The sequence below is a fragment of the Pseudoalteromonas rubra genome (genome assembly GCF_004212645.1).
In the GTDB taxonomy this organism is placed as follows: domain Bacteria; phylum Pseudomonadota; class Gammaproteobacteria; order Enterobacterales; family Alteromonadaceae; genus Pseudoalteromonas; species Pseudoalteromonas rubra_G.
Map to the genome: position 1 here is coordinate 1 of NZ_PPUZ01000148.1, position 11,678 is coordinate 11,678.

At 47.4% G+C, this 11,678-nt stretch carries 8 protein-coding genes, 1 tRNA gene and 1 CRISPR repeat array; of the genes, 1 reads left to right on the forward strand and 8 read right to left on the reverse strand.

Features of this window, described 5'->3' with window-relative positions; translation table 11 throughout:
* Positions 1-247: 247 nt before the first annotated feature.
* The 8 genes from cas2e to C3B51_RS23040 form a co-directional block, all read right to left on the reverse strand.
* Positions 248-556, reverse strand: a complete 309-nt coding sequence (gene cas2e, locus C3B51_RS23005) for a type I-E CRISPR-associated endoribonuclease Cas2e (RefSeq protein ID WP_125780688.1) — start codon at positions 554-556, stop codon at positions 248-250.
* Positions 553-1,482, reverse strand: a complete 930-nt coding sequence (gene cas1e, locus C3B51_RS23010) for a type I-E CRISPR-associated endonuclease Cas1e (protein WP_130246523.1) — start codon at positions 1,480-1,482, stop codon at positions 553-555. The genes cas2e and cas1e overlap by 4 nt, the downstream gene beginning before the upstream one ends.
* Before the next feature lie 71 nt (positions 1,483-1,553).
* Positions 1,554-2,231: a type I-E CRISPR-associated protein Cas6/Cse3/CasE gene (gene cas6e, locus C3B51_RS23015; protein WP_130246524.1), complete on the reverse strand. Its 678-nt coding sequence runs from the start codon at positions 2,229-2,231 to the stop codon at positions 1,554-1,556.
* Positions 2,224-2,895 carry a type I-E CRISPR-associated protein Cas5/CasD gene (gene cas5e / locus C3B51_RS23020; protein ID WP_130246525.1) on the reverse strand — a complete coding sequence of 224 codons (672 nt, stop codon included), beginning with the start codon at positions 2,893-2,895 and terminating at the stop codon, positions 2,224-2,226. Before cas5e ends, cas6e begins: the two co-directional genes overlap by 8 nt.
* Positions 2,892-4,049: a type I-E CRISPR-associated protein Cas7/Cse4/CasC gene (gene cas7e / locus C3B51_RS23025; RefSeq protein ID WP_130246526.1), complete on the reverse strand. Its 1,158-nt coding sequence runs from the start codon at positions 4,047-4,049 to the stop codon at positions 2,892-2,894. Before cas7e ends, cas5e begins: the two co-directional genes overlap by 4 nt.
* Positions 4,050-4,063: 14 nt before the next feature.
* Positions 4,064-6,142, reverse strand: coding sequence for a type I-E CRISPR-associated protein Cse1/CasA (gene casA / locus C3B51_RS23030; RefSeq protein WP_130246527.1), 2,079 nt, complete (start codon positions 6,140-6,142; stop codon positions 4,064-4,066).
* 109 nt (positions 6,143-6,251) lie between these two features.
* Positions 6,252-9,128 (reverse strand): CRISPR-associated helicase Cas3', encoded by a 2,877-nt coding sequence (gene cas3, locus C3B51_RS23035; protein ID WP_130246528.1) that lies wholly within the window; start codon positions 9,126-9,128, stop codon positions 6,252-6,254.
* A 106-nt stretch (positions 9,129-9,234) separates the two neighbouring features.
* Positions 9,235-10,068, reverse strand: coding sequence for a transcriptional regulator (locus C3B51_RS23040; protein ID WP_130246529.1), 834 nt, complete (start codon positions 10,066-10,068; stop codon positions 9,235-9,237).
* Positions 10,069-10,196: 128 nt separating this feature from the next.
* Between C3B51_RS23040 and C3B51_RS23735 the strand changes: the two genes are divergently transcribed.
* Positions 10,197-10,265, forward strand: a tRNA-OTHER gene (locus tag C3B51_RS23735).
* A gap of 896 nt (positions 10,266-11,161) precedes the next feature.
* Positions 11,162-11,678: a CRISPR direct-repeat array (repeat unit 29 nt; unit sequence CGGTTCAGCCCCGCGCCTGCGGGGAACAC).

The following is an 11,678-nucleotide window of genomic DNA, read 5'->3' on the forward strand; positions in this document are numbered from 1 at the left end:
GGTTTAGCCCCGTGCGTACGGGGAACACGTATGAGGAGGTATACAAGGGCCGGGTTGTTGACGGTTTAGCCCCGTGCGTACGGGGAACACTCTAAAATTATATACTTGTTTTTTATAAAGAAAAAACACACTTTAAAATCTACCGAAACTTTTGGGTACAAACATATCTATTTTTTGAAGCTTTAAATCTCAATATCCAAGTTGTTAAAGAGCAGTAAATCACAGATAGAATGGCGGAAATAACTCGCTAATCTCCTCCCTGATTGTCATCGGCTCTTGGGGTGTACTTCACCAGCCTTAGCCCCTGAAAATCCACCGGCATTCGAGCATTTTCACCATAGGTAATAAAATCAAAACCCGACTCGGTGTTGGTTGCCCATGCCATAACCGCATTGCCGTCTTCCGCCAGTTCACTGACTTGAAACCAGATCATTTCGCGAATACGTTTACTTACGTCGCCCACGTACACACCCGCACGGATCTCCAACAGCCATACTGCCAGACGACCTCTCAATCTTGGCGGTACTGCCTCCGTCACAACCATACACATACTCATAGTGGACCTCCGCTGCGATGGCCTTCGTCGCCAATGGATTCAGGTTCCGGGATAGCGGGCGGTTGTGCATCGGCATAGGGTTCGGGCGGTGTAACCTCTCCTGCGGCCAATACTTCTTCAATCAGCGGGATCAGGCGTGGTAATACCTTGTCTTTGCGGAACGCTTCGCGGCAGGCAATGCGCACCTCCCGATCGGGGGATTGTGGCCGCCGTTTGGCAATTTTAAACGCCACTGGCACCACAGTATCGAACTTTATAATGTCTGCAATATCATACACAAACGACAATGGCTTGCCGGTATGCAAAAAACCAATGGCAGGGGCATAGCCAGCGGCCAGCACAGCGGCTTCGGTAACGCCATACAAGCAAGACGTAGCGGCGCTGATACACTGATTAATCACATCACCCTTCGCCCAGTCTTTGGGGTCGTAGCGACGGCCCTGCCAGCTGACCTGATACTGCTTGGCAAGCAGTTCATAGGTTTTGCGTACACGCGTGCCTTCAATGCCCCGAAGCTGATCAACCGAGCGTCGCTCCGGTGCCGGTTCGCCAAAGCGTAGTTCAAACATTTTACGTACCACTTTGAGCCGCAAGTTTTCATCCAGTGCCAGCTTGGCCTGATAGAGCAGCTTGTCGGAGCGTGCACCACCGGGCTGCCCAGCAGAGTAAAGCCTGACGCCCGCTTCGCCCACCCAGATAAGCAAAGTGCCCGTGGTCGCAGCCAGTTTCACCGCTGCATGGCTCACCCGCGTACCCGGCTCTAGCATAATACACACCACAGAGCCTACCGGGATCAGCATCCGCTCGCCGTTTACTTCATCAATCACAGCAAACGCGCCGTCGCGCACATCAATACGCCCCATACCAATAAAAATCATTGAGTTACGATCTTTGATTGGAATAGGTTTTAAAGGAAGAAATGCCATTCCCTGCACTCCTAAATTGAATAAAAAAATTAGTGAAGAAAAAGGCGAGTCGCCCCGCCTTACAAATTTGGTTACAAAGGTTTAATCAACATCAGCCCGCAGCCAAAAGCTTTGGAGCGGCCGATACCGTTGAATAATGCCTGCTCCAGCTTTTGCACATCGGTGATTTTTGCCACACCAAAATAGTCCAGTGTGCTCAACTGGATGGGCCTGGCCCCGTCTTTTTTAACCACTTTATGCTGCTTGTAATTGCTGAACTCAATGCACTGAGTCAGCAACTCCAGACCACCCTTTTGTAGTTTTTTGTGAAGCCAGGCTTTTGCAGCAATATCAACAGCTTCATTCACGTTGCTATTTGCTTTTTGAGCCTGTTTTTTGGCATGCATCAAAACATCGTGACGGCGAGTTTTCTCTCCTTTTGGCGTAATATCTACCGTAGGGTTAGCTCGCAACGAGAACTGAACCAGCCCTTCCTCTTTGAGCTGATTCGGCTGTGTTTGCGTGACTATTTTCCAGCTTTTAATCGCTTCTTTTAGCTGACGCTTTGAGCGAATAAACACTGTTGGCACTGGCAGCGCCATATCCACACGAAACATAAAATCAGCCTGAGTCAGCTCGCTTTCAACAAAGCAACGCCACACCCACTGATGCTGCTTGTAAAGATCATCAGGATGTAAAAAGCCAAGATCTTCTCCCGCCTGGTCAGGATCAAAATACAATCGGCTTTCATACCAAAGAGTGTCAGACATATAGCACTTCCTCCGTATCCACCAACCCCCAACTGCTTTTAACGCCTCTAAATGTAAAGGCCCGGTGGTTTATCTCAAAGCTCAGTGGCACGTCATGCCGTTGCTCAGTGCCTTCTTGTGCTTCGCTGTCTATGATGTATTTCACCGGTGTTCCGGCTACCTTTTCATGCTCAGCTTGCATTCTTGGTGCCTGTTGCAACGCCAGCTCTAAAGGTAATTCCAAACACGCATTGTGGGGATCAACTAACGGAATGCCCGGCAAATATGACTTACGCCCTAAAAACTGCGGCCAAACCGGGTTTAACAAGGCATGATGCAGCTTTTTAAGAAAAACCGCGTCGCCTTCAAAACCTACCCAAAAGGCGGCATCAGCCAGATAAGCTCGGTGCGACAACTGCGTGTCCGGCTTACCACCGTCAGCCTTTGCCACATTCAGCGCCGTTTGGTAATCAAATGCCAGATCACCAGGTTTATCTATGCGCACGCCCATTCGCAATGCTGTAAGATCATTCAGAGGCTCATTTCGCTCACGTCCTAGCGATGCGCACAGCAAACCGATCACACCACTTTTTGTCGGATCAAGCTGAGTATTGCGCAGTTCAAAGGCACTTTTTAGCCCCCATGACTGCATTGGTCCGGCTAGTCGGATCAACAAAGTGCTCATTGACACTCCAAAGCACCTTGCAGTGCATCAAGCATCTGAGCTTCCAGTTGTGCAATGGTGCCACTGTCTTTGTCCTGATACTCTTCCAGATTGTCGATGTAAGTGCTGCGGCCCTCAAAAATAAAACCCGATTCGCCATACATAGAAGCCAGCTTCTTGGCGAACATTTCCAGTTTTTGTGCCGACTGGTGCTCAAGCTCGGCTTCATCAGGCTTGTCTATCATTACCGCCTGAGTAAATGCGTTACTCAGAGACCAGGGCGCACCATCTTTACGTACATTCACTTTGATATAGCTTGGCGGATTCTGCGCTGCAAAACTGTTTTGTTTACCCGAAGGCACCGCCTGAACTAACGCCCGGAAAAACCCTTTTACCGCGCCAGTCACCTGTTCCTTATCCTGTCCAAGATTGGCCGCCAGTTTATCAATATTGATCTGGGCATAGCGGTAATAACAGGCACTGTTAAAGTAAACGCCACCCATCATGCCAGAGCCTTGCTCACCTGCCTGTAACTCATCGTCCACAGCAGTGAAAAAGTCCATGGCTGGCGTAACGATATTGGTTGAAATTGCATGAGCAACCTGACACGCCGCATCAACATTGATATTGTTGTTATCTGCGACCATACGGCCGAATAATGCGATATCTGCGGCAAAAGCCTGTTGGTGCTTACCAAATACTTCACCCACTAGTTTTGCGAGCTTTTTATCTAGCTTCTTTTTATCCTCCCGGTTTAGCTCATCAAAATTTTCAAGTGCAATATTCTTAAGCGCTTCGACTTCATTCAACCCTAGGTAAAGCAAGTATTCAGTTTTGAACTTATGTTTTTCTTCTTTTTGCACCAACTTCAACTCAGCAAGTCCAAGTAAATTTTCACAGACTATATTACTTGCATCTTCAGGTTTGCCATTGGCAACCAAGAAATCTCTAATCTTAAAAGCTAGCTTACGAGTGCGTACCGCGCGGTCGCCCTGGTGTTCTACCACTGCATCGTTAAATGCCCCATGAGTGCGGATCGCACGCTTCTGACACTGGCTTGAGATCCGCGCCCGTTGTGAACCACCAAACACACAAGATTTAGGGGTGTTGGTGTCGTCGCGGTTTAGGTTGCTGGGGGCAAAGTTCTGTAATACATGAAATTCGATAAAAGACATAAGGTAACTCCTTTTTAATTTGTCGCGTCTGCTGAGTCTGTAGACTCATCGGATTGAATTGGTTTGGCCCAGTAATCTCTGGCCCATTTAAGTTGAATGCGTTTGTCGTCGCTATCCCAGTGATAGAGATCTTCCATCAGGGTTCGGTAATCAATGGCAATGTCTTTGCTTTTTAGAATTTGTACCATCTGACGCAGCGTTTGTTCTAACTGCTCGCCTTTGGCCTCCAGCAGGCATTCAAAGCGAAAACTCATGCCGGGGCGTTGATCTTTATCCGCCTGATACCAAATGTGACCAAAACTGCTATGTTGTGCTTCTTGATACACTTTGGCGTGACTTGCAAATAAACCAGCAACAAAAGCCTGCACTTTGGAGCGTTCATCCTCACTGGAAAGTAATGGCCCTAAGTAAGATATCGCCGTCAGTTGAGAGCCTTTTTGCAGATCCAGAGACTTCCTAAGCGCAGCCAGAATATCCCTTTTGGGGTAATCTGGATTACCCCACTGATATAACTGCCTGATGATGTCCTGAGTATCCTGACTCCAGTAAACGTGACGCTGCCACGTTCTTCCATATAGCGATTCTTCCAGTTGTTGTTTAGCGATACTCAAGCCCTTTTGTGCTCTAACTCCACCATAGCACCAGCTATGTGTTGCACCTTCGAATGCAGCAAAGGCAATTTCCTGGCACACTTTACGCCAACTAAATTTGGCCTCTTCACTGTTATTACTTAATGCCCAAATAAATTGTTCAAACGGTTCATTAAGCTTAGGCCAGTAGAAGCGTGCAGGGTTGATCGACTCAACTTTTGTTGAAATATCTTGTGTCCTGGCGCCATCTGGTAGCAGATGAGAAGCAAAGGTTCTGACTGCACTCAATAGCTGTCGGTGAATTATTTCAGCCCTCTGTATACCTTTTAGTAAAACCAGGCCATCTCGGCTTGGTTGTGTAGGGTCTTTTTCGACCAAATTAAGTGGTAATGGCAAACGCTCTTCAAACCAAGCTAAAGGGTTAGCTTTCTTGTTCTCTAAGCCCATTAACTGGCAATTAAGTTTTAGTTTATCGATAAGCTCGTTATCCTCAGCGGCTAACAACTGGATACCCGCTGGCCTTAAATCTTCAGGCTCTATACCCACTTTAGATGACTTCGCATATTGCAACAAACTCGCAGTATTTAGCCAAAATGCTCGTTCGAAGCTTAATCTGACAGGTAATTTTTTATCTTCTTTGTTGAAGTAATACGCGAAATAAGGCTCCTGCTCCATTTCTTTTGGATTAGGCAAACCCTGAGCAAAAAACATACGAGCAACGCTGCCATCTTTCTGGGGCAGTAAACGCACATGACGAGCACGCCAAGTGAGATAATCACTCAACCCTCGCATTTCACGAGCCTGAGGCTGCTCTGGCTCATTTTGCTCCCATACAGGCAGGTCCGTTTTGCGTTCGAGCCACTCTTCATTTTTAGGCATATGCAAATTGAGCATCAAAGTTTGGAACAGGTTTTCGCCCTCCACCATTACAACTGCACCGCCAACCAATGGGGCATTAGTCAGGTTTGGGTGCTTACCAAATTGTACCGAACTGCCACTCACCCCACCGCCCAAGCTAAAATATTGACAAACAAGTAGCTGAAGTGCGGCTTCATTTGCCGGTAGTGAAAACTCATGATTATCAGCAATGTGGTTGAATAGGGTTTTATTGTTACCGCTCGCCAGATCAGGAGAGAGCTTTTTAACCGATGTTGTTACGCCCTTTTCTTTCGTGAAGTTTGCTGTTTGAAAGAAGGGGTTTGTTTCTGAAAAAAGGTCAAACCGCTCTACGCACTTAGGCGAGCCAAGATAGCTGGAGACTTGCTCATCGAACTCTCCAGCTGCAAAAACCTCATCCCACTCGTCCGGTTCCAGGTAGCCATAACTGCGATACAAGATTGCCAGTAATAAGCGTTGTACCGATGCCACCACAAGCGGCTTTTCGTGCACTATCCGCTTTAACTTTGGGGCAGCCTCAAGCAAAGATAGTATTGAGTATTCGTTGGTTACCCCCTGTAAATCCAGGGCTGGTATCCAACTTTCAGTTAATAAATCGTATTTCATATTCCTTCACTCTCTGTAAGTAAACCAATTATTGCTTACCAATTTCATTAATTTTGGACAAAGCTTCACAGTGTTACTGCCACCTTTAACAAAACCGGAAACTCCACTTTTAAACTTTTCTTCTATCCACTTTAAGCCCAAATTTAGGATCTAACCTGAGCACTCCCAGTGCACTATTGGAGTAAGATAAGTCTGGGTCCAAAACAACTGGAATACAGTTAAACAGTGTTGGCGAACGTCGCCAGGTTTCTTTAGCAATAAAACCAAACGGCCAGCTCTCTTCTTGCTCCTTAAAGTGCGCCACCCACTTGGCGTGGCTCAGTGATATTTGTGCCTGCTTTAAACGAGCAATATCTGCTTTTTTAAGCCTTTCTCCAGCTCGCCAATCAATCGCTTCTGATTCTGCATATTCCTTTGCCCCGTGGTTAAACGCTTGCACATTTTGTGTATAGGGCGAAAACTCTGTGACCGGAAAAAGCACTCCTTCTCCGTTATCAACAAGAAAAATCAGTTGAACGCTGACACTGGTTAAACGCGTACTGAGGACAATGTCATCGTTTTCAATTTCACTATTCTTGTACTTTAATAGAGCTCTGACGCTCGACTTATCCCCATCAAACATCATCTCTTTAGCCAAAGTATATTGCGTCCGCTTGTCCAACCTGAATTCAAATGCCTTGTCGTATTCCTGCTCGAGCCAGGTTATTTGTTGGTCAACATCGGCATACACTTTATTGATCCATGTATCCATATCGTTATTAATATGAATGTCAAAGCCGCTCCCACCAACTTCCTCATTCTTCTCCCAAAGCAAGCGAGTTGTTACAGCCAGTAGATGTGAGGGGTAGATAAAGACCTCACCGTGACCAAACCACTCCCCATAGTCCTCAGGAATTTTATCCATTGATGGCAGGTAGATATTTAACGTGGGTGTTTTGATAAACTTAGAGCGAGCAGTGTTATTAATTTGATGACGCCAAACACGGCCAACTCTTTGCAAGAGCAGATCAATTGGTGCAATTTGGGTAAACATCTCGCATGCATCATAATCCAGACTTTGTTCCAGAACCTGACTCCCTATTAGGATCAAACATTTATCCTTCACTGGTCGGTTAGGGTTGATACTACGATGGTCCGCAGGATGTTTGCCAACCTGATATTCAATCATCTCTTCAATGGACAAACGTGTGGCTAATGGATACTTTGCATGAAAAGTTAGATACTCAACTCGACCATCACTTTCGTTGCAATGTCTTGCAATGAGCCAGGACATTTCCTGAACTTTATCAACGGTATTCAAAATACAAACAAACACACCACAACCTGCATTATTGGCTGTCGTTAGAACATCATTTGCCATATTGCTGATACACAACTTTGGAGATGTTGAATGCAGCTTTATCTTGTAAGTTCCGGGTGGGCTGGTTAGGTCTTCTTTTTTACTATCACTCTCAGTTTCTATAATTGTGTGAGACCTTGCCAGAGCACCTGAGCTGTATGTAGTGATCCTTGGATAGGGTTTATCTTCTACTTCAATCTCTGTTTCAGATGCTTGCCCATACGCCTGAACCAGCTCAACTAACATAGTTCGGGGCAAGGTTGCAGAAAGAATGATGACTCTAACATTAAGCTTGGCCATCCAGTGCAGCGTATTTTTAAGCAAATCTATCTGAAAACTCTGTAATGAATGCACCTCGTCCAGTATCAGAACTTTATTTGAGAGCCCAAATAGTCTGACAAAATTATGCTTATAGCGCATTGCAGCCATTAGCAACTGGTCAATAGTCCCCACACAGACACCGGCCAGTAAGCCATGCTTTTTTGATGTGAACCATTGATTTGCTACCACTGAGGGAGTGGTGTTTTGTTGATGCTGATAGTCGATACTTTTTAATTTTAATGCTTCATATTGCGGCTCAAAATCTGCGTTGCTGTGTTTTAAGTGGGTTTCTATATTCTGATACCCAAGCACATCTTTTTTGAGTAACCTTAAAGTCCGTTTGAATAATTGATTTGCTGTCGCTTGTGATGGCATGGCCACATACAAACCCGAGTGGCCCAGGTGGCGTATGAAATGATCGGCTAAAACCTGCGCCGCTTCTGTTTTACCACTCCCCATACCGCTTTCAATAATCGAGAGCCAGGGCAGCTCATTCAGCTTGATAAGCTCTAATACCTTTAATTGCAAAGCATTAGGTTTAAAACCAAAAACATCTATGAAATCTGCCTTGTTATTTGAAGCAGTGACATGCTTGATATTTAAAAAGCCAACAAGCGCATTGGCAGTATCCATCCTTTGCACAGCATTGTATTCACTTGCTGTGCAATACCTAAATTGTGATTCATCTGAACCAATCCAATCAGCAACCGAACAAAGCCCTGCCATATAAGAATACCAGGTTGGCGTTAAGGTTTGAGCTGCAAGCTGGTTAAATAGATAAAGGTCAATGGAAAAGTAATCGGCTAACCATTCTATCGCATTAGTCTGCACTTCGCTCCATTGCTCATCGCCGCACAAACCACATTGCTTTTTATTCGCTACAAATACACCATGATGACTGGCAACCGCAGAAAATATTACTCTCGCAACACTCTTATCTACACCATACTGTCCACAAAAGTAGTCATGTAAAATAACAAATCCTGAATTGCCATGTTTGGTCTCCGCGTCTCCACACACCTTGAATGTGTTAATGTCGAATAAACCCTTTACCCGGTCCTGCAACTTATACTGAAAGCCCGGTGTAATTTTACCAATATCATGCAGGGCAATAAGCAGTACTACCATTGCAATTGCGGTATCTTCATCAACTCCTTCAATAGCTAAAAACGGCTTGAGTAAAATAGTCCGCTCCTGAGCTACCAGCTTGAGGATAATCGCCCTGGCCACAAAGGCGACATCCAGCATATGACACACTGCAGGTAACGTGTTGTGCTCGTCGGCCTTGCCCCAGAAATTAAAAATATCGCTGTTAAAATCACTCACACTGTTACTTCCTTGCTTTTAATACACTTAGCTTACGACGCGAATAAAATGCCGACAATCCTGCGATTGCAACCAGTAAAAAAATTACCCGGTCTGGTGCGTTTGCTCAGCTGTTCCACAACAACCCCCTAGCCCTCAACTCCCGATAGCAAGCCGGTTCCATCACGATTTGTTGGGCTTCCGGGTGTGGATGCTGAACATCTAACCTCAAAATGCTGATCAGGTAATTGATTAATGCAGCGTTGGTTTTTATTTGCTTTTGGTGGTTGTGCATATCAAAGTCGTGTGCGATAACTTGTTGGGCGTACTCGCTTAGTCTTGGGTCGGGGATAATGGTCAAAGTGACTTCCTGCTGCCAGGCTTCGTCGTCTTTTTTGTATTTTTGTGCTTTGCTGATAAATTCCGGGGAGGCAGAGATGATACGCGATAACGAAAAGTCTTTGAACCCTTTGGCTTTTTCACAGTAGGCTCTCAGGTGATAGCGCAGCCCAGAATTGATCAAGGTATGAGGGCGGATCACCCGCTCGGTTTCGCCGCCTTCTTTTATTGACTGATAGCGAATATCCAGCACACTTTGTCGCCGACAGGCATTCAGTATGGGCCGCAAAATGGTTGGATTGAGCTTTCTGTGTGGTAATGCCAGCGCTGTGATGGTGGAGGTGCTCAGGTTATGGACGTACTGATCGCCGGTCAGGCTGGCGTACTCAGCAAAATCCTGAGAGATGTAATTAGGTGTAAAGGGGCTTGTCAGTACATAGGCTTTCTCAGACTCATTGTAGCTTGCTGCAATCTGGTAACGCTCGATAAAGTCGGTGACATAACGCCGTGCACTGGGCCTTGAAAGCTTGAATTTATCCTGGAATGTACCAGTTTGGATTTCTCCTTGCCAAAACAACACCGCTTCAATATACCGAAAATACTGCTCTTCCTTAGCCTGCATAAAACACTTTGGTAAACTTATCGTGAAATAAATGTATCAAAACCAACAGTGCAAGTCATTGACCTGAGACAAACTGCCAGAAAAATCGTGCTGGCATTTTTTTGATGGGAGATTAATAATCAGTTTTGGCGGCAGTGTACCCCGATAGGTAAGGGGCTGTGTTACAGTGATGTGAGTTCGATTCTCACCCTGCCGCCACTTCAACGCACTCACTGTATTATCTTGATTCACAAAGCCAAGTGTCGCTTCACAAGCTGGTTAGCTTGAGCAATAATCAAACTTGGCGGCAGTGTTTCCAATGGGTAACGGTTATATGCTGTTTATATATGATGTGAGTTCGAGTCTCGCCCTGCCGCCACACCTCATATAAGCCGCCGATTTAGCCACGCATATGCGGGGAACACGTCTGTCATTACGTAACGCCATACGCGCAGGTGCGGTTCAGCCCCGCTCCTGCGGGGAACACAGAGGCCAAGTCAGAAACACCTGCACCGTTGCCGGTTCAGCTCCGCACCTGCGGGGAACACCTACTGCAATAAACGACACATTGAATATATCACGGTTCAGCCCCGCATCTACGGGGAACACCCTGCGTTTCAGTAAATGCCACTTCAAACCCGCGATTCAGCCCCGCTCATGCGGGGAACACTTTTAGCGCCTAAGAGGGAAACATTTGTTTCCCGGTTCAGCCCCGCACCTGCGGGGAACACGCCAGGTAGCATAAATCACCAAACATACGCGTCGGTTCAGCCCCGCGCCTGCGGGGAACACGGAATATGTGAGAGTAGCCGCGTAATAGCGGTCGGTTCAGCCCCGCGCCTGCGGGGAACACCAAAAACTACGTAAGCAACTGAATTTAATACACGGTTTAGCCCCGCGCCTGCGGGGAACACGGACACACTGCGATTAAAGTGGGACGCCATGTCGGTTCAGCCCCGCCCGTGCGGGGAACACAGGCTGGTGCGTGCAAAGTAGCTGACTCCGTGCGGTTCAGCCCCGCACCTGCGGGGAACACATTGGGAGTCTACATGCGCATGTGGCCCCGCACCTGCGGGGAACACATTGGGAGTCTACATGCGCATGTGGCCCCCTGCGGTTCAGCCCCGCTCGTGTGGGGAACACAGGACGTGGCAAGTTTTCGATTTCATTGATACCGGTTCAGCCCCGTGCGTACGGGGAACACTGGCAGGTCCGGCACGGTGATCGGTTAAATCCCGGTTCAGCCCCGCTCGTGCGGGGAACACTCTAATGGTGCATTGCCGACGGCCGGACTGACCGGTTCAGCCCCGCTCGTGCGGGGAACACCCGAGGTCTATGTACCGGGCCTTGAATCTGCACGGTTCAGCCCCGCGCCTGCGGGGAACACCTAAAAGCGGGTCATCCTGCACAGCCCCCTTACGGTTCAGCCCCGCGCCTGCGGGGAACACGGCCACAATCAAAACAGGCGCTTTCGAGCTGCCGGTTCAGCCCCGCGCCTGCGGGGAACACCAGACCCGGACCCAGACCAAATTCCGGGTATACGGTTCAGCCCCGCGCCTGCGGGGAACACTGCGTTGAGCATGGGCCTGTGTGCCCGTTTCGCGGTTCAGCCCCGCGCCTGCGGGGAACAC

What these genes read in the sequence shown, in the direction of transcription:
- cas7e (WP_130246526.1), bottom strand. Translation starts at nt 4,049, where the DNA reads ATGTCTTTTATCGAATTTCATGTATTACAGAACTTTGCCCCCAGCAAC.
- cas5e (WP_130246525.1), bottom strand. Translation starts at nt 2,895, where the DNA reads ATGAGCACTTTGTTGATCCGACTAGCCGGACCAATGCAGTCATGGGGG.
- cas2e (WP_125780688.1), bottom strand. Translation starts at nt 556, where the DNA reads ATGAGTATGTGTATGGTTGTGACGGAGGCAGTACCGCCAAGATTGAGA.
- casA (WP_130246527.1), bottom strand. Translation starts at nt 6,142, where the DNA reads ATGAAATACGATTTATTAACTGAAAGTTGGATACCAGCCCTGGATTTA.
- C3B51_RS23040 (WP_130246529.1), bottom strand. Translation starts at nt 10,068, where the DNA reads ATGCAGGCTAAGGAAGAGCAGTATTTTCGGTATATTGAAGCGGTGTTG.
- cas6e (WP_130246524.1), bottom strand. Translation starts at nt 2,231, where the DNA reads ATGTCTGACACTCTTTGGTATGAAAGCCGATTGTATTTTGATCCTGAC.
- cas1e (WP_130246523.1), bottom strand. Translation starts at nt 1,482, where the DNA reads ATGGCATTTCTTCCTTTAAAACCTATTCCAATCAAAGATCGTAACTCA.